Below are 24,313 nucleotides of genomic sequence, written 5' to 3' on the forward strand. Positions count from 1 at the left end.
CATATGCACGACCTGTGCACGCCCTGTGCACAGGATGTGACAATTAACTGATCCTTAAGCACCACAACATTTGGTGCCCCGAAATTAGGAGTTCATTAACATGGACAAATTCGACACCCTCACCGGCATCGCGGCCCCGATGCCCTTGGTGAACATCGACACCGATATGATCATCCCCAAGCAATTCTTGAAAACCATCAAGCGGTCTGGCCTGGGGGTGAACCTCTTTGACGAAATGCGATATGACCGCCAAGGCAATGAAATCGCTGACTTTGTGCTGAACAAAGACGCCTACCGCGACGCGGAAGTTCTGGTGGCCGGTGAAAACTTTGGCTGCGGCTCCAGCCGCGAGCACGCCCCCTGGGCGATCAAAGATTTCGGCATCCGCTGCGTCATCGCGCCCAGCTTTGCTGACATCTTTTTCAACAACTGCTTCAAGAACGGCATCCTGCCCATCGCCTTGCCACAAGAGCAGGTCGACGTGCTGATGAAAGACGCCGAAAAAGGGGCAAACGCCCGCATGACCATCGATTTGGACGCGCAAACCGTGACGTCTTCTGATGGTGAGGTGTTCTCCTTTGAGGTGGATGCGTTCAAAAAGCACTGCCTGATGAACGGCTTGGACGACATCGGCCTCACGATGGAAAAAGCCGCGTCCATCGACACCTATGAGGCAAGCGCATCCCAAAGCCGGCCTTGGGTCTAACCTTCGTCTCAAATCGGACCTTTACGTTAACCGCCAGTTAAGGCGGAAGTTGTGGGCACCCAGTGCGGTGCCCACAATATCTTGGGCACCGCCTTCTTCCTGCCCAAAAATTGATGCAAGAACGCACCACCCCCACCATCAAATCGCCCCAGGTTTTAACTTCAATTAATCAGTCACTTGAGCAATTGGGCGAAAGAAGGCACAAATTGGGCAAGAATGAGGCAGGCTCCCATTTTCCCTGGGGGCAACAAGTTGGAATAAGCACACGGCATCGTATCGTGGCTGGCCAGTTTGGAAGGGTAAACGTGTGATTGGACGCATGACAGGCGCGGCTGTGCGCGGCCTTTTGGTCGCTCTATGTATTGCGTCGCCAGCATTGCTATTGCCCGATGTGGCAGCTGACTCCAGCCAGATCACTGTGCTGGTCGCCTTGCTTGCGGGCTTCATGACCTTTGCCGAATACAACTCCAATTTCCCCAGCATCGTTGAGTTCCGCGATGCCCCCCCATTCAATCGCTTGCGCTTTGTCTGCCTGCTGATCACCGTCCTGACCCTCAGCGCGATCCTGCGCGGCCAATCGGACCCCTCTGCGCTGACCGGCGCGCTGACGGCGATGGGCACCATCCTGGGCAACGCGATCGACTTCCCCTTCTCTCCGGTCCGGCTTGTGGTGCTGATGCTGCCAGCGGACGCGGATGCTGAGCTGGTCACGACCCTCAGAACCGTTGCTGGCATCGCTTATACCGTGTCCATCGTGACAATGGTCTATTTCATCGTTCTGGTCCGGGTCATGGGCTGGCCCACACGCCGGGGCGCCTTTAACGTTTGGGTGAACCTGCCGCTCTTTGATCCGACCGCAGGCGGCGACGTGCTGGACCGGCTGCAGCGGGATGCGCGGATCAACATCGCCATCGGTTTCTTGCTGCCCTTCATCATCCCCGCGGTGGTCAAAGCCACTGCTGATCTGATAGACCCGGTATCACTAGAGCACCCGCAAACCATCATCTGGACAATCAGCGCATGGGCCTTCCTTCCCGCAAGCATGATCATGCGCGGCATTGCGATGGCCCGCGTGGCCGAGCTGATTTCAGACAAGCGGCGGCGCACCTATGCCAACGCCGACAGCGACGGCGATTTTCAAACCGCCTGATCGCGACACTTCTCTGCTTCCTCTTTGCGACAGCCGGATGGGCCGAAACGCTCCGCGTGGCCACCTTCAACACGGAGCTGTCGCGCAAAGGGCCGGGGCTTTTGCTGCGCGATCTGCGCCGGGGCGAGGACCCACAGATCAACGCGGTGATCGCCACCATAGTGGCCGCCCGCCCCGACGTGATCGCCCTGCAGGGGGTGGATTATGATCTGGAACACAAAACCCTGAAGGCCCTCACAGAGGCGCTAGCGAAACGCGGCCTCGCCCTGCCTCATCACTTTGCCGCGCCCCCCAACGCCGGGCGGCGCACCGATCTGGACCTTGACGGAGATGGCAAAACCGGCGGGCCGGGGGACGCACAGGGATACGGCGCATTCTTTGGCCAGGGCAGCATGGCCTTGCTGTCACGGTTTCCTATTATCACGCCCCAGGTTCAGGATTTCTCAGCACTGCTCTGGCGCGATCTGCCCGGTGCCTTGCTGCCGGAAACAGACGCAGGCCCTTTTCCCAGCACAGCGGCCCAAGCGGTCCAACGCTTGCCGTCCCATGGGGCGTGGGTGGTCCCCATTGCGCATCCCACCTGGGGCTCTGTCACCTTGATGACCTATCACGCTTCACCGCCTGTCTTTGACGGGCCAGAGGACCGCAACGGCAAACGCAACCATGATGAGACGCTCTTTTGGGATCACTTTTTGGCAGGCACCTTTGGCCCCGCACCGGCCAACCAGTTCATCCTTCTGGGCGATGCCAACCTGGACCCAGAGCGCGGCGATGGCAGACGCGAAGCGATGCAGCGGCTGCTGGCCAACCCCGCGCTGCAAGACCCGCTGCCCCAGACGCCAACCGTCACCTGGGCGCAAACCGGCCCCATGCGCGTGGATTATGTGCTGCCTTCTGCAGACTGGACCGTGACAGCAGCCCAGGTACACCCGGCAAACCCGGGCGCAAGCCGTCATGCGCTGGTCCATGTGGACATCTCCAAACCCAAACCTTAACCCCCGCTGCCAACAGCCCAAACGCCCCCCAAAGGGCACAGGTCTCTCCCGCGCTTCATCTTTCCACTAAAACTCAATTCCACCCCATCCGCCCGCCAAAACACCTGCGTAGGGCAGCCCACCTTGACCCTCACGCGCCCACAGGCTAGGCCCCGCCAGACGCATATTTTCAAGGAGCTTGCCCCATGGCCAACCCAACTCTGCTTATCCTCGCCGGTGACGGCATTGGCCCTGAGGTGATGGGCCAGGTTGAACGCATCATCGATTGGTTCGGCGACAAGCGTGGCCTGAAGTTCGATGTGGAGAACGACCTGGTGGGCGGTGCCGCCTATGACGCGCATGGCACGCCGCTGCACGACGATACGATGGCCAAGGCGCTGGCCGCAGACGCGGTGCTTTTGGGGGCTGTGGGCGGGCCGAAATACGATGAGCTCGATTTCTCTCTCAAGCCGGAACGCGGCCTGTTGCGCCTGCGCAAAGAAATGGACCTTTTCTCAAACCTGCGCCCCGCGCAGTGCTTTGACGCGCTGGCTGATTTCTCCTCCTTGAAAAAGGACATCGTCGCGGGCCTCGACATCATGATCGTGCGCGAGCTGACCTCAGGCGTCTATTTCGGTGAGCCGCGCGGCATCTTTGAAGAAGGCAACGAACGGGTGGGCATCAACACCCAGCGCTACACCGAAGGTGAGATTGACCGCGTGGCCCGCTCCGCCTTTGAACTGGCGCGCCGCCGCGGGAACAAGGTTTGCTCCATGGAAAAGGCCAACGTGATGGAAAGCGGCATCCTGTGGCGCGAAGTTGTGCAGAAGGTCCATGACGAAGACTATCCAGATGTGGAACTGTCGCACATGTACGCCGACAACGGCGCGATGCAGCTGGTGCGCGCGCCCAAGCAGTTTGACGTGATCCTGACAGACAACCTTTTTGGCGACATCCTGTCTGACTGCGCCGCGATGCTGACCGGTTCTTTGGGGATGCTGCCCTCTGCCTCCTTGGGTGCGCCCAATGCCGAAGGCCGCCCCAAAGCGCTTTATGAGCCGGTGCACGGCTCCGCCCCTGACATCGCAGGCCAAGGCAAGGCCAACCCGATTGCCTGCACGCTGAGCTTTGCGATGGCGCTGCGCTATTCCTTTGATCAGGGCGATGAGGCCACGCGCCTGGAACAGGCGATTGAGAAGGTGCTGGCAGATGGTGCGCGTACAGCGGATCTGATGGGTCCAGAAGGCGGCACGCCGATCAGCACGTCTGAGATGGGCGATGCGATCCTGGCCGCGTTGGACGCGAGCCTTTAAGGCCTTCCCCGTTACAAGACTGCCTGCCCGGAACAAGGCCGCTTGCGGCCGCCGGGCAGCGCCGGCCCCTCCCACGGGGCGGCGCTTTCGGTGAGGCTGGGCACTCCGTTGAGAGACAGGCCCGTGTTTTGCTGCCATAAAGTGGCTGCAACATCTGGTGCAAGCGCCACCCCAGGGGCCGGCACCGCCCGCCGCGCGATTTGTGATCGTCATAGCCGCCGCACCACCGCATCCCCACCTCTCATTTGATCCTCCGCGCCGCATGCGCTATGGCAGCGCTAACAGGCAAAGGGACGCACGGCTTGTGAACACACAGACCACATATGACCTATTTATCATCGGCGGCGGCATCAACGGCTGCGGCATTGCGCGGGATGCGGCGGGCCGCGGGCTCAAGGTTGGCTTGGCCGAGATGAATGATCTGGCCTCTGCCACGTCATCCGCCTCAACCAAGCTTTTCCACGGCGGCCTGCGCTATCTGGAGTATTTTGAGATCAACCTGGTGCGCCACGCCCTTGAGGAACGTGAGACGTTGCTGAAGGCGATGCCGCATATCTCTTGGCCGATGCGCTTTGTGCTGCCCTATCACAAGGACATGCGGTTTGAGGGCGGCACGCCCACCTCACGCATTCTCAACACCCTGATGCCCTGGACACGCGGCCGTCGGCCCGCCTGGCTGATCCGCCTGGGGCTGTTCATGTATGATAACTTGGGCGGTCGCAAAATCCTGCCGGGGGCCAAATCCCTGTCCCTCAATGGCACGCCTGAGGGTGCCCCGCTCAACGACAAATTCCAACGCGCCTTTGAATATTCCGACTGCTGGGTTGAGGATCCGCGGCTGGTCGTTCTAAACGCCCGCGATGCGGAAAACCTCGGCGCTGACATCAAGGTGCGCACCAAGGTGACCTCAGCCGCGCGGGTCGATGATCTTTGGGAGATCACCGTTCAAACCCCTGACGGCAAGAGCGAGACCCACCGCGCAAAGATGCTGATCAACGCAGGCGGCCCCTGGGTTGGTGATATCATCCAGGGCAAGGTGCGCGTCAACTCAACCGAAGGCGTGCGCCTGGTGCGGGGCAGTCACATCGTGACGCCCAGACTGTATGACCATGACAAATGCTATTTCTTTCAGGGCACCGACGGGCGCATCATTTTTGCGATCCCCTATGAGACGGATTTCACCCTAATCGGCACCACAGATGCCGATCATGACGACCCGGACGTCAAACCGGTCTGCACGCCCAAAGAACAAAGCTATCTGCTGACCTTCGCCAACAGCTATTTCAAGAAACAACTGACCGATGCGGACGTCGTCTGGACCTATTCAGGGGTGCGCCCGCTTTATGACGATGGGGCCAGTACGGCGGCAGCAGCAACGCGGGACTATACGCTAAAGGTTGAAGCAGCAGGCGGGGCGCCGATCCTCAATATCTTTGGCGGCAAGATCACCACCTACCGCAAGCTGGCCGAAGACACGATGGACAAGGTCGCCCCCTTCTTTCCCGCGCTTAAACCCCATTGGACCGCTGAGGTGCCACTACCCGGCGGCGATTTCGCGGTGGATGGGGTGCAGGCGCTGGTCTCAGATCTGCAAGCAGCCCATCCCTTTCTGACCGACAGATGGGCGCTGCGGCTGGTGCGGGCCTACGGCACCGACGCGGCCATGATGCTGGAAGGCGCGCAGGCGCAATCGGACTTGGGCCAGGACTTTGGCGGCACGCTGACTGAAACCGAAGTGCGCTGGCTGATGACACATGAATACGCCCGCACAGCAGAGGATATCCTGTGGCGGCGCAGCAAGCTGGGCCTGCGGCTTAGCACCTCAGAAGCGCAGGTTCTTGAGGACTGGATGCGCAGCGCTTGACAGCACCCGCATGGCACAGTCACCATCCGTCACCCATACCGTAGAAGGCCAACCATGACCCATATCCTTGCCATCGATCAGGGCACCACGTCTTCCCGCGCATTGGTCTTTGATGGCCAGATGCGTGTCACCGCCACCGCACAGCAGGAATTCCCCCAGCACTATCCGCAAAGCGGCTGGGTGGAACATGACCCCGCTGATCTGTGGGAAACGACCCTGCAAACCTGCCGCGACGCCATCCAGCAGGCCGGTCTGCAGGCCCCTGACATCGCCGCCATCGGCATCACCAATCAGCGCGAAACCACGCTGGTTTGGGACGCCAAGACGGGCGCGCCTATTCACAACGCGATTGTCTGGCAAGACCGCCGTACTGCTGATTTCTGCCGCAGCCTGCGCGAGGCGGGGCAGGACCAGATGATCACCGCCAAAACCGGGCTGCTGGCGGATCCCTATTTCTCTGGCACCAAACTCAAATGGATTCTGGACCACGTTGAAGGCGCACGGGACCGCGCCGCAAAAGGTGAGCTACTTTTTGGCACGGTCGATAGCTTCCTGATCTGGAAACTCACCAACGGTGCCGCCCATGTCACCGATGCCACCAACGCCGCGCGCACCCTGCTTTATGACATCCACAAAGGTGCGTGGAGCACGACGATCTGCGATCTTTTCGACATCCCAATGGCGATGCTGCCCGAGGTCAAGGATTGCGCCGCCGACTTTGGCACCACCGCAGCAGAACACCTTGGCACCGCCTTGCCCATCGCCGGTGTGGCCGGCGACCAGCAAGCCGCCACCATCGGCCAGGCCTGTTTTGAACCGGGGATGTTGAAATCAACCTACGGCACCGGCTGTTTCGCACTGCTCAACACCGGGGACACGCCCGTGGCATCGCAAAATCGCCTGCTAACCACGATCGCCTATCAGTTGGAGGGCAAGACCACCTATGCCCTCGAAGGGTCGATCTTTGTGGCCGGGGCCGTGGTGCAATGGCTGCGCGACGGTTTGCAGATCATTGAGAGTGCGGCACAAACCACAGACCTGGCAGACAGCGCCGACCCTCACCAAGAGGTCATCATCGTCCCCGCCTTTACCGGCCTGGGCGCGCCTTACTGGAACGCTGAATGCCGGGGGCCGTCTATGGCCTGACGCGCAATTCCGGTCCCGCCGAATTTGCCCGTGCGGCGCTGGAAAGCGTGGGCTTTCAAACCCGCGACCTGCTGGAAGCGATGCGCGCCGATTGGCAAGGCCACGGCGGTGACGCCACCCTGCGCGTCGACGGCGGGATGAGCGCCAACGACCGCGCCATGCAGTTCCTGTCCGACATCATCAACGCCCCCGTCGACCGCCCCGCGGTGCTGGAGACAACCGCAATGGGCGCGGCGTGGCTTGCTGGACATCAGGTTGGCGTCTATCCCGACATGCAATCCTTCGCCGCCGGATGGGCCGTGGACCAACATTTTGAGCCAGACATGGCAGAAGACACCCGCGCCAGCCGTTACGCAGCCTGGAAACGCGCGGTGCAGGCAACGCTTGGGGTCTAAGCGGGTTGTGGGTCTGGGGCGCTGGGATAGGCTTTTTTGAGGGCTTAGGTTTTGCGGCTGTGCCTGACGGAAACGGAATTTCAACACTCGCGATGTTCGGAGAGGCGAAGAACAGCCGGTGCTAGGTCCATGCTAAGCGTCAGGAGCGCTGAGTTCTAAGCTATTGAAAGTGTTGGCACGGCATTGAGTGTACGAGAGATGCGGTAGTGCAGATACGGCCCAAGCAACGGCCAAGATGCGCGCAGGCGCGGGAATGGGTTCGGCATTGTTGATAATTTAAATGGCGACCCCGGCAGGATTCGAACCTGCAACCTGCCCCTTAGGAGGGGGCTGCTCTATCCAGTTGAGCCACGGGGCCGCTGTGCTCACCTCTAGCGGAGCCTGATGCGCTTGTCATCGGGTGGGGTGAGATTTCGGCAGTGCTTGATCGTGCCTGCGTGTTCGCGCTAACTGGTGGGTGAACAAATGAGGTGCTGCCCTTTGACCACTCCCTCCAAACGCCCGCTCACGCTTCGCGATGTCTCTGATGCCTGCGGGGTGTCTGAAATGACGGTCAGCAGGGTGTTGCGCAATCGGGGCGATGTCTCTGATGCGACACGCACCAAGGTCCTGGAGGCGGCAAAAGAGCTGGGCTATGTGCCCAATCAGATCGCGGGATCGCTGGCCTCACAACGGGTGAACCTGGTGGCGGTGATCATCCCGTCGCTGAGCAACATGGTGTTTCCTGAGGTGCTGACCGGGATCAACCAGATCCTGGAAGACACGCCCCTACAGCCGGTCGTCGGCGTCACGGACTACATGCCGGAAAAAGAGGAACGCGTGCTTTATGAGATGCTCTCATGGCGCCCCTCGGGGGTGATCATCGCGGGACTGGAGCATTCCGACCCCACCCGCGCGATGCTGAGCAACGCGGGCATCCCAGTGGTGGAAATCATGGATACCGATGGCAAGCCGGTGGATGCGATGGTGGGCATTTCGCACCGGCGGGCGGGGCGTGAAATGGCCGCGGCGATCATCAAAGAGGGATACGAACACATCGGGTTCATGGGCACGAAAATGCCGCTGGATCACCGCGCGCGCAAACGTTTTGAAGGGTTCACTGAGGGCCTTGCCAAGGCCGGGATTGAGATTGAGGACCGCGCGTTCTACTCAGGTGGATCCGCGCTCGCCAAGGGGCGGGAGATGACGCAGGAGATGCTGGAACGCTCACCCGAGCTGGATTTCCTTTATTATTCCAATGACATGATTGGTGCGGGTGGATTGCTTTATCTCATTGATCAGGGCATCGACATCCCCGGTCAGATCGGACTGGCCGGGTTTAACGGTGTTGAGCTGTTGCAGGGCCTGCCCCGACAGTTGGCCACCATGGACGCCTGCCGGATTGAGATCGGGGAGGCGGCTGCGAAAATCATCCTTAATCAAACGTCAGACACGCCCGACGACAGTATACCCAGCCAGGTCAAACTGACGCCGACCTTGTCTTTTGGGGATACGCTGCGCCGCCGCAGGCGGTGATGCTGACCCTGTCCAACACCCAAGCCCGACGGATTTTTCTGGACCGTCACAGGTTGGCCGAACCACCAGCAGGCCCTGCATCAGGGCAGGCGTTGCTGGAGATGATCGAAAGCCTTGGCTTTGTGCAACTGGACAGCATCAACACCGTCGCACGCGCGCATGATCTGATCCTGTTCTCCCGCCGGCCACGCTACCGGCCCAAAGCGCTCAAGACGCTTTACGAAAAAGACCAGCAGCTGTTTGAACATTGGACCCATGATGCGGCGGTCATCCCGCTGAAGTTCTATCCGCATTGGCAATTGCGCCGCCAGCGCGATGCCCTGCGCCTGAAGTCGCGGTGGGCCAAGGACCGGCGCGAAGGGTTTGAACGGCAGTTCCAGATCGTGCTGGACCAGATCCGCAGCGAGGGGCCGCTGTGTTCATCAGATGTGGGTAAGGATGAGGCGCGCGGATCAGGCGGGTGGTGGGATTGGCACCCTTCCAAGACCGCGCTGGAATACCTGTGGCGCAGCGGCGCGCTTTGCGTGGTGGGGCGCGATGGCTTTCAAAAACGCTATGACCTGACGGAACGGGTGCTGGAGCAGCATCTGTGCGATCCTGCCCAATGCCCCGATGAGGCGCAGACCATTGACTGGTGTTGCGATCAGGCGCTGGCGCGGCTGGGTTTTGCCACCCATGGTGAGCTGGCAGCGTTCTGGGCGCATATCAGCCCGCAAGAGGCAAAGACCTGGTGTGAGGCAGAAGAGCGGGCCGGGCGGCTGATGACGGTGCACATCACCGGGGCGGACGGCAGCACCAAGGCGGCCTTCGCGCGCCCTGCCCTGGCGGATGATCCCGCGCGCGAGACTGAGGTCACCCCCCGCCTGCGCGTGCTCAGCCCCTTTGATCCGGCGTTGCGGGACCGCAAACGCGCGCAGCGGCTCTTTGGGTTTCACTACCGGGTTGAGATGTTTGTGCCCGAACCCAAACGCATCTTTGGCTATTATGTCTTTCCGATCCTGCAAGGGGACAGGATCGTGGCGCGGGTGGATATGAAAGCCTTCCGCGATGCAGACACCCTGCGCATCCGCGCGCTGTGGACCGAAGGGACAACGCGTTGGGGCAAAGGCCGTCATGCCGCGTTTGAGGCTGAGCTTGAGCGGATCACCCGGCTTGCCGGGGTCAGCAACATCGCGTTTGAGAATGGCTGGTTCCGCGGCTCAGCGCAGCATCATCTCTGACAGGTCCTTGGCTGTTTTCCGCAGCCGGTCCAAATGGCCCTTGAGTTCAGCCAGCGATATCCGCTGCACCGGCGCATGCACCGATATGGTGGACATCAGACGCCCCAGATCATCCCGGATCGGGGCGGCAATGGCCACCATCCCTTCCATGAATTCCTGATCGTCGGTGGAATAGTCCTGCGTGCGGATCTTTTCGACCTCGGCCACAACGGCATCTGGATCAACCAGGGTATGGTTCGTCTGGCGTTCCAGCACCGCGTTATCGAGGTATTTGCGCAAATGCCGGGGTGGAAGCGAGGATAGGTACATCTTGCCACTGGCTGTGCAGTGAAACGGCACGGTTGATCCAATGGGCAGTTGGATGCGCAGGGGCCATTTGGTTTCTACCCGGTCGACATAGACCATGCCTTCGCGGTCTGGTGTCGCCAGGTTGCAGGTCTCTCCCACATCCTCCGTGAGCGCATTCAGGATCGCAGAGCGCACGGTGCGCAACCGCGAAGAAGACAGCACATTCACCGACAACCGACGCAGCCGCTGCCCCGCAAAGAACGAGCGTCCGTCGATGTCGCGCTGCAAAAACCCTTCTTGTTCCAGCCGGTGGAACAGCCGGTGAATGGTGGGTTTCGGCAGCCCAAGCACCTCATTGGCGGCCGTGGGGGTCAGGGGGACCCCACCGCGGGCAATCTCTTCCAGCAACAACAGCAACCGCAAGTTGGTTGGTATCGCCTTATCTGTATCGCCCGCGTCGGCCATCACTGCCCTCATTTCTGAGACAAACGTCCAGTTTCACCACCTTGGCTTAACCGCCCAACCCTGACAAGAGTTCAAACAATCCGCCACCCGGCAGTAGTGTTTTTGACAGCGATGGGAAGAGGGCCACGCAGAACCACACCAGCACCAAAGACACCAGATACAACGTCGCGTAACGCAAAAGCCTAAAGTAAGGCACGCCCGTCACACCCGACGCCACATAGAGGTTCAGACCGTAGGGGGGCGTGATAAACCCGATGGAAGCCCCCACCAGGAAGATCACCGCAAACTGGATCGGATCCACACCGACTGATGCCGCAATCGGTGCCAGGATCGGGGCCAGAATGATTGTCACAGGCAGCGATTCCAGGATCATCCCCGCCACGAACACAATGGCCATCGCGGTAAAGAGCACCGGATAATAGCCGCCCATGGACGTCACGAACCCGCCAATCACCTGCTGTGCGCCCAACAGCGACAGGATCTGCTGCATCACAACCGAAACCGCGATCAGCGGCGCCAGGATGCCCGAGATCTGCGCAGACCGCACCACGATGGAGGGGATTTCGCGCAAGGTGAACCCTTCGACCACAAACATGGAGGTGACGGATTTCTCCTCAATCGGTGTGTCGGCACTCATCCCCAGCGCCTTGTTGGCCGGATAGCTCAGCATGGCGACGATGATACAGAAGCCCACGGTCACACCCGCCGCTTCCGTGGGTGAGAATTTACCGGTGTAGATGCCCCACAGCACCAGACCGATGGCAAAGAACCCAAGCCAGGCACCGATGCCGGTTTTGACGATCCGCGACATGGACAGGGAAATGATGTAGCCCCACCCGTTGATCGAACAGACGATGAAACAGGCCACCATCATCGCCAGAACCATCAAGGCCCCCGGCACAAGGCCCGCAATGAACAGATCCGAGATCGGCAGGTTCATCAAGAAGCCGTAGACGATAAAGATGATCGAGGGCGGAATGATGATCCCCACGGTGCCGCCCGCCGCGGCTGTCGCCGCTGAAAAGCGTTCGTCATAACCGCCTTTGACCATCTCAGGATGCAGCATCGACCCGATCGTGGCTGTCGTGGCCGAGTTGGAGCCAGAGATCGCCGCGAATAGACCGCAGGCACCCAGCGATGCCATCGCCAGACCGCCGCGCAGCCAGCCCAGACACGCGTAGGCGAAATCAGACAACCGCTTGGCGATCCCCGATTTGTTGATCAAATCCCCAGTGAGAATAAAGAGCGGCATCGCCATCAGCGCAAAGCCGTCTTTGAACACGTTCAAAAGCTCAGCGCCCGTATTGTCGAGCGTCAGGTCCAGCACAAAGCTACACCCAACCACCCAGTAAAAGATGATCAGCAGGACGGGCGTGCCCATCATGAACAAAAACGTCACCGCCAATGAGATGAGTGTGATCCAGGTTCCATCAGTCATTACGAGTCTCCCCCGATCACCGCTTGTTGCATCAATTCATCGCCGTTTCTGTATTTGGCAAAGTCTTCCAACACATTCTCCAAGGCCCGCGCGGCCAGCAGCGTAAAGCACACCGGCATCGTGATCAGGAACCACCAGCGCATCACATCATCTGTCCCCAGAACAATGGCAAAGTTATCATAGGTGTTCACCGTCACCCGCGACGTTGTTGTCACCGCGATGATGCAGAACAGCACCCACAGAACGTTATCAAAGGTCAGCCAGAACATCTGTCCCTTGCGTCCGAACTTTGATCGAAACTCAGTAAAGCTCAGGTGCGTACGCAGCCGCACATTAAAGGTCGCCCCATACCAGGCCATCACCATAAACAAGAGCGGCGGGATCGTGGTTGACCAGGGCACCTGCACCGAAAAGACAAAACGCTGGATCACCCCGATAAAGATAATCGCGGCCATAACGATGTAGGCATAGACCACAATCGTCCGCTCTGGCGTGCGCTCCAGCAAGATCAGAAGGACAGGGATAAACACCACCAGGGCGCGGATGTTATCCCCCGTCGCTGTGGCCATCACGGCCTGCACCGGCGGCAAGAACGCCGCTGCCAGCCCCAGAACCAACACCAGCGCGATGACCGGGTGGGTGTATTTTGTGATCGCGTACCCCAGACGGTTCTCAAGGCGCTCCGCCAACCGCTCACGATAGTAAAACAGGATCGCACCCAGCAACGTCACCGGTCCAAAAACGAACCATGCGGCGGGCGATCTGTAGGCCTGCACTGTTTTGAAAGTAATGTCGCCACCCAGTGTTGCACTGACGATGGCGTTCATATCCGTCATGATCGACATGACTGCCCCCTCCCTGATGTCACGCCGCCATCCTCCAACGGCTGCGTCGATGAAGGCCGGCCCCAAGCAGGGCCGGCCCTCTTATTCTACCACATCTGCGTGGTTTATGCCTTCCACCAGCGACGTGGCTCCACGTTTTCTGGCAGTGTGTCTGCTGGCAGCGTGCGCACGTGATCATAGATTTCCTGATACGTGTCGTGGCCACCGGACCAGCCGTTCAGACGCTCGCGCCACTCTTCCCAGAGCTGCGGCTGGAACTCAGGTGAACACATCTCTTCACACTTCTTCAGTTCCGCATCGGACAAGAACGCGTTGCGCACGTTGTTCTGCGCAAAGATCGTGCCTGGCAGCTGTGGATCGGACTGACCCACTGTCTTGACCAGCGCCGCTTCGTTCGCGGCCTGCACGTGAACCTGTGCCAGATAGGATGATTCCATCACCGCATCCTGCAGCTCACCGCCCAGGCTATCAAAGGCAGAGGCAGACATCGCTGTGTGCTCTGTCCCGCAGAAGAAGTTCAGGTGCACGGACTGTGACACCACAGGCGACATGTTGGCATAAGCCACAGCAGAGGCCCATGTTTCCGCACCATCGATCAGACCCTGCTTGAGACCATCAAGCGTCTCTTCCCAGGCCACAGGCACAGGGTTCAGGTTCATCGCGGTCATAGCGATCCGGCCCAGCTGCGTGCCGGTCACACGGTTTTTGGTGCCAAACAGCTGCTCAACTGAGGTGACGGTAGGCTTGTCTTCCCACGCCAGACCCAACTGGATGCCACGAAGTTCCGCATGGCTGAACAGGAATTTCAGACCATGACGACGCTCATATGGCTCGCGCAGCAGCTTCTGTGATTCGGGTGAGTAGAGGAAATAGTACTGATCCGCGCGGTTACGGAACATGTACGCATAGTCCAACACGTTGAGATATGGCGCACCACCCGCAGAGTTCTGCGTAGATGCCGCATAGATGTCCACGATCCCCTGCTGGGTTTTTTCCACGCAAGACACCTGACCACAGATCTGGTTGTCGCCGATGAATTCGACACGAATCTCACCATCTGTGCGGCTTTCCAGATCGCGCGCAAACTCAAGACAACCAGCGCGTTCGATCAACAGGTTACGGGCGTTAAAGCCAGCAGCCCCGAATTTGAACGTGAACTTCGCTTCTTTGGCGAAACGCTTTTCATAGGTGCTTTCAGCCGCTTTGGCCAAGTTGCCAAGGCTCATCGCGCCACCGAATGTCCCCGCCGCCAACAGCGTCGATGACATGCCGTACTGGCCCGCCAAGCGGAACAAATCGCGGCGCGAAATGCCCCGTAGTTTATCTGATACCTTCATCTTCTTCCTCCCGTTTGAAGACATTTTTCTCATTTTTGAGACCATTAGTTTCAAAAAAGGCTAGCGCAGAAACGCGCTTCTGCCTAGAATTTTCTTCAAGGGACGGGAGGATTTTACAAATGAACGCCGATTTTATCGTGGTGGGGGCTGGTTCTGCTGGCTGCGTCTTGGCCAACAGGCTGAGCGCTGATCCATCTAACAAGGTAATCCTGCTTGAGGCCGGCGGCACAGATTGGAACCCCTGGATCCACATCCCCGTTGGCTATTTCAAGACCATCCATAACCCCGCCGTGGACTGGTGCTACAAAACAGAGCCCGATCCCGGCCTGAACGGCCGCTCCATCGAATGGCCGCGCGGCAAGGTCTTGGGCGGTTCCTCCTCTCTCAACGGGTTGCTGTATGTGCGCGGGCAACCCCAGGATTATGACCGCTGGCGGCAGATGGGCAACACCGGTTGGGGCTGGGAAGACGTGCTGCCCTTGTTCAAACGCGCCGAAAACAACGAACGCGGTGCGGATGAATTCCACGGCGATCAAGGCCCGCTGTCGGTCTCTAACATGCGCATCCAACGCCCCATCACCGATGCCTGGGTCGCGGCCGCTCAGGCGGCAGGGTACAAGTTCAACCCCGATTACAACGGGGCAGAGCAAGAAGGCGTGGGCTTTTTCCAGCTGACCGCACGGAACGGGCGGCGCTGTTCCTCTGCTGTGGCCTATCTCAACCCGGTCAAAAAACGCCCCAACCTGCAAATCATCACCCACGCGCAGGTGGACAAGATCATCCTGGACGGCACCCGCGCCACCGGCATCACCTACACCGACCGCAGCAACCGGGTCCAAACCATCACCGCCAACAAAGAAATCGTGCTCAGCGGCGGTGCGATTAATTCGCCCCAGCTGCTGATGCTGTCCGGCATCGGCGATCCTGAGCAGCTGGGCGCACATGGCGTGCCCGTCGCCGCCGCGCTGCGCGGCGTGGGCAAAAACATGCAAGACCACCTGCAGGCGCGCCTGGTCTATAAATGCAATGAACCCACCCTCAATGATGAGGTATCCTCGCTCTACGGTCAGGCCCGCATTGGTCTGAAATACCTGATGTTCCGTTCTGGCCCGATGACCATGGCCGCCAGCCTGGCCACCGGCTTTATGAAAACACGGGCCGATCTGGACACCCCGGACATCCAGTTCCACGTCCAACCGCTCTCTGCAGAGAACCCCGGCAAGGGGGCGGATAAATTCTCCGCCTTCACCATGTCAGTCTGCCAACTGCGCCCCGAAAGCAAAGGAGAGATCCGCCTCACCAGCGCGGACCCCCGCGCCTATCCGGCGATCATCCCCAATTACCTGTCCACCAAAACCGATTGCGACACGATTGTTGAAGGCGTCAACATTGCCCGCCGCATCGCCCGCCACGCGCCGCTCACCTCCAAGATCTCAGAGGAATTCCGCCCCCATGCGGACCTCGATATCGAAGATTATGACGCCACGCTCGATTGGGCGCGCAACAACACCGCCTCAATTTATCACCCCACGGGGACCTGCAAAATGGGCCAGGACCAAGACGCCGTGGTCGATGCCCGCCTGCGCGTGCACGGCATCACCGGTTTGCGCGTGGCCGATTGCTCCATCATGCCCGAGATCGTCTCCGGCAACACCAACGCCCCCGCCATCATGATCGGCGAAAAAGCGAGCGATCTGATCCTGGAAGACGCCTGACCCGCCAGCTTCTGGGCTGGAGCCGCCGTCGCTTGAGCACTGACAGGCCAGGCAGCGGGCTGGGGTGCAAGACAAATCGCCGAGGGACCCAGCTTGCTGGGAGACGGCTATTTGCCTTGCGCCATAGACTGCTGGCTGGCATGGCCGGGATCAAGTGAGGGGGGCTCCAGCCCTTCTGGGATGGTGAGCCTGAGCCACCCCCTCCCCCGCGAAAAGCGCAGCGATGAGCATCCAGCCCTAGAACCCGGGTGGGAACAGCCCCGCATAAAACCACCGCAGATAGCTATAGATCGAATAAACAGGCCGCCCCGTGGCCGCCGCGATCTGGGGCGCATAGGGCACCATATTGGTGCATTCCAAAATGATCGCACCCACCTCAGGACGCGCCGCCACCATGCCCTGCGCCGCCTCCACCATTTCTACCCGCGCGGCCGCAACATCCAATGTTGTGTGGTTCTCTAAAATGGATCTGGCAAAGCAGCTCCCCTCCATCCCGCGCACCACCGCATCCTTGGGCACCCCCGCCACCGACAGATGCGCCGCCGTCAGGCTTTGTTCAGAAATCGTCAGCACACCCAGACACTGCTCCGGCTGCAACAGCGGCGCAATCTGTCCCGCCTGCTCCAAGGCGGAGGCGGCCACCGGCACACCAAGGGCAGCGACCAACCGCGGCCGGATCAGCGCCAGGAACCCACAGGTGGTCGCAATGCCCACCGCCCCTTCGGCCACCATCGCGCGGCCCTTGGCGATAAAGGCCGCCACAAAAGGCTCCATATCCTCACAAACAATCGCCTGCGGCGTGGCCCCCGGCACGACACCGTAGCGTACCGGAAACGGCCAGGTCTCAGCATTGCCCACATCCCCAAGAATGCGGGGAAACTGCGTGTCCAACATCAATATGCCCAAAGCAGGCTGCTGCGCGTCTGGCATGACTGTCCTCCTGCCCGCATCAGTGCCGCCTGCCCCGCCTTGTGACAAGTAGATTTGAATACGATGACAATTTGTAAACATTTTATTGATGTTTTCGAATTTCGGTGCATCATAACAGAAACGAGGAATCACCTATGCCTGCAATGCCCACCCACCGGACGGCCAAATGACCCGCCATGTTGCCATCATCGGCGCTGGCATCGTCGGCGTCTCTGCGGGGATCTGGCTGCGCCGGGCGGGCGTGGACGTCACAATCGTGGACCGCGGCGCGCCGGGCACGGGCACATCACACGGCAACGCAGGTGTGCTGGCGGCTTGCGCCATGGTGCCGGTGACCACCCCGGGGCTGATCCGCAAGGCGCCTGGCATGTTGATGGACGCCAACTTTCCGCTCTTCATGCGTTGGCCCTACCTGCCCAAACTCTTGCCTTGGCTGCGCAAATATCTGGCCCACGCCAATGACACCGATACCCAGCGCATCGCCCAGGGGCTGACCCACATCGTGGGCGACGCGGTCGACCAACACAAAACCCTGTGTGAGGATCTGGGCCTGGGCGATTGGGTGACCGAAAGCGATTACTGCTTTGCCTATGACACCCGCGCCGCTTTTGAGGCGGAAAGCTATGTCTGGAACCTGCGCCGCGCAGCAGGCTTCGCGCCTGAGTTGATCGAAGGCGGTGCGGTCCAAGACTATGAACCCAGCTTGGGGCCACAAACCACCTGCCTGGCAATCATGAAACACCACGGCTTCATCCGCAGCCCCGGCGGCTATGTCCAGGCCCTGGCCTGCGCCTTTACCGACATGGGCGGCACCCTCCGCGAGGCTGAGGTTAAGGACGTCACGCTGACAAACGGCTCCGTCACAGCGCTTGAAACCACCCAAGGGTCCATTCCGTGTGATGATGTGGTGCTGGCCACGGGCGTCTGGTCCAAACCACTGATGGCCAAACTGGGTATCAACGTGCCGCTGGAATCCGAGCGCGGCTATCACATCGTCTTTGAGGGCGCGACAGGCGGACCGCAGCGCCCGATCATGCTGGCCTCTGGCAAATTTGTGGCCACGCCGATGGAACAGGGCGTGCGCTGTGCAGGCATTGTGGAGTTTGGCGGGCTGGATGCTGGCCCCTCCAAAGCGCCCTTTGCGCTGCTGCGCCGCCAGGCCGCACGCGCCTTTCCGCATCTCAAAGCCACCAATGAAATCGAATGGCTGGGGCACAGGCCCGCCCCCAGCGACAGCCTGCCCCTGATCGGGCAGGTTGGACAAAGCCGGGTCTTTACCGCCTTCGGGCATCACCACATCGGCCTCACGGGGGGGCCGAAAACAGGCCGGCTGATTGCCAGCCTGATCACGGACCAGCCGGTCAATACGGACCTGGCCCCGTACCACCCGCAACGCTTTTCATAAAAGCATCGTATCCAACTGGGAGAGTACCAAATGAAAATGACATCCAAACTTATGACAGGTGCCGCAGCACTCGCCATCGCTGTGACAGGCGCGCTGCCTGCGGTTGCGGCGGAAAAATGGGACATGCCGATGGCCTATTCTGCGTCCAACTTCCACTCTGAGAACGGCGTGGCCTTTGCCGACTGCGTGCGCGCAGGCACCAGCGGTGAGATCGACATCACCGTGCACCCCGGCGGGTCGCTCTTTGCAGGCGCTGACATCAAACGCGCGATCCAGACCGGTCAGGTCCAGATCGGCGAACGTCTGATGTCCGGCCACCAGAACGAAAACGCAATCTTTGGCTTTGATTCCGTGCCCTTCCTCGCCCCCTCTTTTGACGACAGCGCCAAGCTTTTTGCCGCCGCCAAGCCCAAGATGGAAGAGCTGCTGGCAGAGCAGAACCTGACCATGCTCTATGCCGTGCCATGGCCGCCCCAGGGGCTTTATTTCAACAAAGAAGTCAACGAAGTCGCTGACATGGCGGGCCTCAAATTCCGGTCCTACAACAACGCCACCAGCCGTCTGGCTGAGCTGACAGGCATGCTGCCCGTGACGATTGAGGCGGCTGAAATCTCTCAGGCGTTTGCCACCGGCGTGGCCGATTCGATGGTGTCCTCCGGTGCCACGGGCTATGACCGCAAGGTCTGGGAAAGCCTCAGCCACTTCTACGAAGTCGACGCCTGGTTGCCTTACAACTACGTCATGGTGAACAACGACGTGTGGTCCGGTGTCTCTGACGCGAACAAGGCCGCCATCACCACCTGCGCTGAGGAAGCCGCTGCGCGCGGTCTGCAAGCCTCCAAGGATTACACCCAGTTCACCATGGACGGCCTGCGCGAAGGCGGCATGACCGTACAGCCTGCGGGTGACGCGCTGATGTCCGGCCTGCGCGAAGTGGGTGCGACCATGACGTCCGAATGGCTTGAAGCCGCAGGCGACGATGGTGCCGCCATCGTGGATGCGTTCAAAGCCTCCAACTAAACCCCAAGACCTAAGCGGCCCTCGGAGATCCGGGGGCCGCTTCACCTTCCAAGGGGGCTTCTGATGACCGCCATTCGCAAATTTCTCGATTTTCTCTACACGCTCGCTGGCGTGTTGGCCGCCTTGTGCTTAATTTCAATCCTGTCACTGATCGTGGCCCAAATGGTCGCCCGCTGGACCGGAGAGATCTTTCCAGGCGCGCCAAATTACGCAGGCTACGCCATGGCCGCGGCCTCCTTCTTTGCCTTCGCGAATGCCTTGAACCGGGGCGCGCATATCCGCGTGTCGATCTTGCTGAACGCTGTGGCCCCCGGTGCCAAACGACTGCTTGAGGTCTGGTGCTTTGGGCTGGCCGCTGCCATCGCGTGGTATTTCACCTACTACGCCTATTGGTTCGTCTACTGGTCGTGGAAGTTCAAAGAGGTCAGCCAAGGCCAGGACGCCATCCACCTGTGGATCCCCCAATCGGTGATGGTGGTGGGCGGCGCGCTCTTGGCGATCGCACTCACGGACAACTTCTTGCACGTCCTTTTCAAAGGCGAACACCGCATCGTCAAAGACACCGTTGAGAGCCAGGAGATCTGACCGATGACCGAACTTTATGCCATCATCCTCTTTCTTTTCGTGCTGTTTTTGTTGCTGGGCACCGGCGTCTGGGTTGGCCTGGCACTCATGGGCGTGGCCTGGGTCGGGATGGAACTTTTCACCACCCGCCCTGTCGGCGACACGATGATCACAACGATCTGGGCCTCCTCCTCCAGCTGGACGCTGACGGCGCTGCCGCTCTTTATCTGGATGGGCGAAATCCTCTATCGTACCCGGCTGTCTGAGGACATGTTCAAAGGCCTCTCACCCTGGCTGGCCCGCCTGCCCGGCGGTCTGGTGCATACCAACATCGTGTCCTGCACGGTCTTTGCCGCGGTCTCAGGCTCCTCGGCGGCGACACTGACCACCGTGGGCAAGATGGCCATCCCAGAGCTGCGCGCGCGCAACTATCCTGAGAACATGGTGATCGGCACGCTGGCCGGGGCCGCCACGCTGGGCCTGATGATCCCACCCTCACTGGCGCTTATTGTCTACGGGGTGACCGTGAATGAAAGCATCTCAAAGCTGTTCTTTGCGGGCGTCTTTCCGGGCTTGGTGCTGGCGGGCATGTTCATGGCCTACGTCGCCATCGTCAGCGTCACCTCCAAGGAATGGAACCCCACCGTTGAACGCGGGATGAGCTTTGGCGAAAAGCTTGCCAACTCCCGCTTCCTGCTGCCGGTCTTTGGCCTGATCATCGTGGTTATCGGCTCCATGTACGCGGGCCTTGCGACCGCAACCGAAGCCGCCGCCATCGGCGTGATCGGCGCGCTGGTGCTGGCCGCGATGCAGCGGTCGCTGACCTGGGACAGCTTCCGCGCCTCACTGATGGGGGCCACGCGCACCTCTGCGATGATCGCGCTGATCCTGGCAGGTGCGGCATTCCTGAAACTGTCGATGGGCTTTACCGGCCTGCCCCGGTCCCTGGCCGATGGCATCGCCGCGATGGAGCTGACACGCTTTGAGCTGCTGATGGCGCTGCTGGTCTTCTACATCATCCTCGGCATGTTCCTCGATGGCATCTCAGCCATCGTGCTTACGATGGCGGTGGTGGAACCCATGGTGCGGGATGCGGGCATTGATCTGATCTGGTTCGGCATCTTTGTGGTTGTCGTGATTGAGATGGCCCAGATCACGCCCCCCATCGGCTTTAACCTCTTTGTGTTGCAAGGCATGACCGATCACGAGATGGGCTATATCACCAAAGCCGCCCTGCCGATGTTTGGCATCATGGTGCTGATGACCTTTGTGCTGATCTGGTTCCCCGAGATCGCCACATGGCTGCCCAACAACATGCGCGCAGGACCCGGGTAAGGATCATGGCCGATGAGACGTCTACTTTGGCTGGCCTCAGATCACGCGCGCCTGTGCCTGATCATCGGGCTGGCAGCGGGGCTGGCGTTGCCCGGTCTGGCCGCCGCCATGGTGCCCTGGCTGCCGCATATGGTGGCGCTGCTGCTGGGCACAACCGCCCTGCGGATCGGACACCGCGCGGCACTGGGGGCCTTGGGCGATCTACGCTGGGGCGTGGCGGCGGTGGCCACTTTGCAGATGGCGCTGCCCTTGGGCCTCTGGGCGCTGCTGGCGGGTGCCGGTCTGGAACAGACACCCGCCGCCTTGGCGATCATTTTGACCGCTGCGGCACCCGCCATCACCGGCTCGGTCAACCTGGCGCTGATCATGCGTCTGGATGCGGGGCGTATGATGCAGATCTTGGTGCTGGGCACCGCGGCCTTTCCGCTGACGGTGCTGCCGGTCTTGGCCGTGCTGCCGCAGCTGGGCCCCGCAGGCGACGTCATCTTTGCCGCGCTCAAACTGCTGGCGGTGATTGGCTTGGCCAGCGGCGCGGGCTTTGCCCTGCGCGCCTGGTGCTTTCCGGCCCCATCCGAGGATCAGATCAAAGCGCTCGACGGTCTGTCGGTGCTGACCTTTGCGATCATCGTGGTGGGCCTGATGGCCGCACTTACCCCCGCGCTGCTGAGCGACCCGTGGCAAGTTGCGCAATGGGCGCTGCTGGCCTTTGGCATCAGCTATCTGTTGCAACTTGTGGCCCTGGTCGCGTTAAGACGCACGCCGCTTGCCGCCCCGCTTGCATTGGCGGCTGGCAACCGCAACATCGCGATCTTTCTGGTGGCCCTGCCGCCCGAGGTAATCGCGCCCCTGATGGTCTTCATCGGCTGCTGGCAACTGCCCATGTACCTTACCCCGATCTTGCTGCCAAAACTCTATGCCTGGGCGCTCACACATGACTGATTGGCCTCAAATCCGCACCGTGGGCCTATCAGGCCTGCTGATCACCTTCGCCAGCGCCATGAGCGAGCCTGCCAACCGCGCCGCCCTCGCCTTTCGTGCCGCGGTAGAGGAACAAGCCTGGCCTGAAGTGGCCGAAACCAGCACATCTCTTGTCTCCACCTATCTGGAGATCGACTTTGCCACCACGCCCCCCGACGCGATGAAAGAGCGGCTTGAGGCGCTTTTGCACAGCCGCGATTGGTTTGCAGCCCCCCTGCCTGAGGGCCGCACGCTTTGGCATGTGCCAACGCTTTATGGCACGGATCTGGCCCCACAGCTGGAAGAGGCCGCCGCCGTCGCGGGCGTGGATCCTGACGAGGCGATCCGCCAGATCTCTACCTCGCGCGTGCGGGTGCTGACTTTGGGCTTTGCCCCCGGCCAACCCTACATGGGGGAGCTGAGTGAAACCTGGAACATCCCTCGCCAGCAGGGTCTGACCAAATCCGTGCCCGCAGGGGCGCTGATCATCGCAATCCGGCAATTGATCATCTTTACCAACGCCGCCCCCACCGGTTGGCGCCACATCGGGCAGACTGCGTTCAAAACCTTCCGCCCGGATGCAGCGATGCCTTTCACCCTGGCCCCGGGGGATGAGCTGACGTTTCCCGCGATCAGCCGCGCGGAATATGATGTCATCCTGGCCCAAGACAGCACCGGTCTGGGCGGCGCAGACCATGAGGTTTTGGCATGAGCACGCTCACCATCCTGCAAGCGGGCCCCGCCATGAGCCTGCAAGATCAGGGCCGCCCCGGCTTTCGCGCACGCGGGCTGACCGTCGGCGGTGCAGCGGACCGATTGGCTTTGGCCGAAGGCGCGGCCCTTCTGGGCCAAAGCCCCACACTGGCCGCAATTGAAATGGCAGGCAGCGGCGGCACGTTTCAGGCGGATGCCGATTTGCGCATCGCCCTGACGGGCGCGGAGATGACCGCCACCCTCGACGGGGAGCCGCTGACCTGGCATGCCAGCCACCTGCTACCCGCCGGCGCCAAGCTTGCCATCGGGGGCGCGCGGCGCGGGACCTATGGCTATCTGCACCTGGGCGGCGGTATTGATGCCCCAACGGTCATGCAGGCGCGCAGCAGCCACTTAGCAGGTGGCATCGGCACGCTGCTGACAACGGGCGAAGCCCTGCCCATCGGCCCCGACACCGGTGCCGAAACCGGCATGATCCTACGCCCCGATGACCGCTTTGACGGGGGGACCATTCGCCTTGTCGCCTCAATGCAAACCGCGGCCTTTGCCCCCGCTGACATCACCCGCTTTCAACACACCGCCTTTCGCCGTGATGCCCGTGCCAACCGAATGGGGGTGCGCATGGACTTTGACGGGAACGGCTTTGCCACCGAAGACCAGCTCAGCATCGTGTCCGAAGTGGTTGTGCCCGGCGACATCCAGATCTCAGGCGATGGCGCGCCCTATGTGCTGATGTATGAATGCCAAACCACCGGCGGCTATCCCCGGATCGGCTCTGTCCTGCCCTGTGATCTGCCGCGCGTGGCGCAGGCCCAGACCGGCGCGCCCATCCAGTTCAGCTTTGTCGAGATGGAGGAGGCGATTGCCCTGCAAACCCGCTATCTGGCTGAGCTAAAGACGCTGCCGCAAAAGGTGGTGCCGCTGGTCCGCGATCCGGCCAAGATCAAGGATCTGCTGGGCTATCAACTTATCAGCGGGGCCACCTCGGCCACCGCCAACCCCTTTGCATAGGAGACC

General features: G+C 60.8%; 20 protein-coding genes, 1 tRNA gene and 1 pseudogene. 16 read left to right on the top strand and 6 right to left on the bottom strand.

Features of this window, described 5'->3' with window-relative positions:
* Positions 1-100: 100 nt before the first annotated feature.
* The 6 genes and pseudogenes from leuD (at position 101) to glpK (ending at position 7,548) form a co-directional block, all read left to right on the top strand.
* On the top strand, positions 101-706 hold the full coding sequence (gene leuD / locus ACZ1HM_RS20160; RefSeq protein ID WP_472744374.1) for a 3-isopropylmalate dehydratase small subunit: 606 nt from the start codon (positions 101-103) through the stop codon (positions 704-706).
* 307 nt (positions 707-1,013) lie between these two features.
* The gene (locus tag ACZ1HM_RS20165; protein ID WP_472744375.1) at positions 1,014-1,856 is read left to right on the top strand and encodes a hypothetical protein; all 843 of its coding nucleotides are present in this window, start codon (positions 1,014-1,016) and stop codon (positions 1,854-1,856) included.
* 56 nt (positions 1,857-1,912) lie between these two features.
* Positions 1,913-2,851 (top strand): endonuclease/exonuclease/phosphatase family protein, encoded by a 939-nt coding sequence (locus ACZ1HM_RS20170; RefSeq protein ID WP_472744376.1) that lies wholly within the window; start codon positions 1,913-1,915, stop codon positions 2,849-2,851.
* Positions 2,852-3,036: 185 nt separating this feature from the next.
* Complete coding sequence (leuB, locus tag ACZ1HM_RS20175) at positions 3,037-4,143, top strand: 3-isopropylmalate dehydrogenase (RefSeq protein WP_472744377.1); 1,107 nt, start codon at positions 3,037-3,039, stop codon at positions 4,141-4,143.
* A 262-nt stretch (positions 4,144-4,405) separates the two neighbouring features.
* On the top strand, positions 4,406-6,007 hold the full coding sequence (glpD, locus tag ACZ1HM_RS20180) for a glycerol-3-phosphate dehydrogenase (RefSeq protein WP_472744672.1): 1,602 nt from the start codon (positions 4,406-4,408) through the stop codon (positions 6,005-6,007).
* Positions 6,008-6,061: 54 nt separating this feature from the next.
* A pseudogene (gene glpK, locus ACZ1HM_RS20185) lies at positions 6,062-7,548 on the top strand (glycerol kinase GlpK).
* A gap of 281 nt (positions 7,549-7,829) precedes the next feature.
* Here glpK and ACZ1HM_RS20190 read toward each other — a convergent pair.
* Positions 7,830-7,906 (bottom strand) — tRNA-Arg (locus ACZ1HM_RS20190).
* A gap of 122 nt (positions 7,907-8,028) precedes the next feature.
* Here ACZ1HM_RS20190 and ACZ1HM_RS20195 point away from each other — a divergent pair.
* Together ACZ1HM_RS20195 and ACZ1HM_RS20200 are read left to right on the top strand one after the other, a co-directional pair.
* The gene (locus tag ACZ1HM_RS20195) at positions 8,029-9,063 is read left to right on the top strand and encodes a LacI family DNA-binding transcriptional regulator (RefSeq protein ID WP_472744378.1); all 1,035 of its coding nucleotides are present in this window, start codon (positions 8,029-8,031) and stop codon (positions 9,061-9,063) included.
* A complete protein-coding gene (locus tag ACZ1HM_RS20200) occupies positions 9,063-10,283 on the top strand; it encodes a winged helix-turn-helix domain-containing protein (protein ID WP_472744379.1) in 1,221 nt (406 codons plus the stop codon). Before ACZ1HM_RS20195 ends, ACZ1HM_RS20200 begins: the two co-directional genes overlap by 1 nt.
* On the opposite strand, the gene ACZ1HM_RS20205 is transcribed toward ACZ1HM_RS20200, so the two are convergent.
* From ACZ1HM_RS20205 to ACZ1HM_RS20220, 4 genes are all read right to left on the bottom strand, one after another.
* Positions 10,263-11,036 (bottom strand): IclR family transcriptional regulator, encoded by a 774-nt coding sequence (locus ACZ1HM_RS20205; protein WP_472744380.1) that lies wholly within the window; start codon positions 11,034-11,036, stop codon positions 10,263-10,265. The genes ACZ1HM_RS20200 and ACZ1HM_RS20205 overlap by 21 nt on opposite strands.
* A 46-nt stretch (positions 11,037-11,082) precedes the next feature.
* Positions 11,083-12,474, bottom strand: coding sequence for a TRAP transporter large permease (locus ACZ1HM_RS20210; protein ID WP_472744381.1), 1,392 nt, complete (start codon positions 12,472-12,474; stop codon positions 11,083-11,085).
* Positions 12,474-13,319 carry a TRAP transporter small permease gene (locus tag ACZ1HM_RS20215; RefSeq protein ID WP_472744382.1) on the bottom strand — a complete coding sequence of 282 codons (846 nt, stop codon included), beginning with the start codon at positions 13,317-13,319 and terminating at the stop codon, positions 12,474-12,476. The genes ACZ1HM_RS20210 and ACZ1HM_RS20215 overlap by 1 nt, the downstream gene beginning before the upstream one ends.
* A gap of 104 nt (positions 13,320-13,423) precedes the next feature.
* Positions 13,424-14,656: a TRAP transporter substrate-binding protein gene (locus ACZ1HM_RS20220; protein WP_472744383.1), complete on the bottom strand. Its 1,233-nt coding sequence runs from the start codon at positions 14,654-14,656 to the stop codon at positions 13,424-13,426.
* 119 nt (positions 14,657-14,775) lie between these two features.
* On the opposite strand from ACZ1HM_RS20220, the gene ACZ1HM_RS20225 reads away from it, so the two are divergent.
* The gene (locus ACZ1HM_RS20225; protein WP_472744384.1) at positions 14,776-16,371 is read left to right on the top strand and encodes a GMC family oxidoreductase; all 1,596 of its coding nucleotides are present in this window, start codon (positions 14,776-14,778) and stop codon (positions 16,369-16,371) included.
* 237 nt (positions 16,372-16,608) lie between these two features.
* Here the strand turns inward: ACZ1HM_RS20225 and ACZ1HM_RS20230 are convergent, their stop codons facing one another.
* The gene (locus ACZ1HM_RS20230; RefSeq protein ID WP_472744385.1) at positions 16,609-17,301 is read right to left on the bottom strand and encodes an aspartate/glutamate racemase family protein; all 693 of its coding nucleotides are present in this window, start codon (positions 17,299-17,301) and stop codon (positions 16,609-16,611) included.
* A 166-nt stretch (positions 17,302-17,467) separates the two neighbouring features.
* Here ACZ1HM_RS20230 and ACZ1HM_RS20235 point away from each other — a divergent pair, with 166 nt between their 5' ends.
* The 7 genes from ACZ1HM_RS20235 (at position 17,468) to ACZ1HM_RS20265 (ending at position 24,307) form a co-directional block, all read left to right on the top strand.
* Positions 17,468-18,706: an NAD(P)/FAD-dependent oxidoreductase gene (locus tag ACZ1HM_RS20235; RefSeq protein WP_472744386.1), complete on the top strand. Its 1,239-nt coding sequence runs from the start codon at positions 17,468-17,470 to the stop codon at positions 18,704-18,706.
* A 30-nt stretch (positions 18,707-18,736) separates the two neighbouring features.
* Positions 18,737-19,726 (top strand): TRAP transporter substrate-binding protein, encoded by a 990-nt coding sequence (locus ACZ1HM_RS20240; protein ID WP_472744387.1) that lies wholly within the window; start codon positions 18,737-18,739, stop codon positions 19,724-19,726.
* A gap of 63 nt (positions 19,727-19,789) precedes the next feature.
* On the top strand, positions 19,790-20,311 hold the full coding sequence (locus ACZ1HM_RS20245) for a TRAP transporter small permease (protein ID WP_472744388.1): 522 nt from the start codon (positions 19,790-19,792) through the stop codon (positions 20,309-20,311).
* Between the two features lie 3 nt (positions 20,312-20,314).
* Positions 20,315-21,625 (top strand): TRAP transporter large permease, encoded by a 1,311-nt coding sequence (locus tag ACZ1HM_RS20250; RefSeq protein WP_472744389.1) that lies wholly within the window; start codon positions 20,315-20,317, stop codon positions 21,623-21,625.
* Positions 21,626-21,637: 12 nt separating this feature from the next.
* On the top strand, positions 21,638-22,564 hold the full coding sequence (locus ACZ1HM_RS20255; RefSeq protein ID WP_472744390.1) for a hypothetical protein: 927 nt from the start codon (positions 21,638-21,640) through the stop codon (positions 22,562-22,564).
* Positions 22,557-23,294, top strand: coding sequence for a 5-oxoprolinase subunit B family protein (locus ACZ1HM_RS20260; RefSeq protein WP_472744391.1), 738 nt, complete (start codon positions 22,557-22,559; stop codon positions 23,292-23,294). Before ACZ1HM_RS20255 ends, ACZ1HM_RS20260 begins: the two co-directional genes overlap by 8 nt.
* Positions 23,291-24,307, top strand: coding sequence for a 5-oxoprolinase subunit C family protein (locus tag ACZ1HM_RS20265; protein ID WP_472744392.1), 1,017 nt, complete (start codon positions 23,291-23,293; stop codon positions 24,305-24,307). The genes ACZ1HM_RS20260 and ACZ1HM_RS20265 overlap by 4 nt, the downstream gene beginning before the upstream one ends.
* The last annotated feature ends 6 nt before the right edge of the window (positions 24,308-24,313 follow it).

It is taken from the genome of Sulfitobacter sp. GN1-4, from assembly GCF_055693825.1.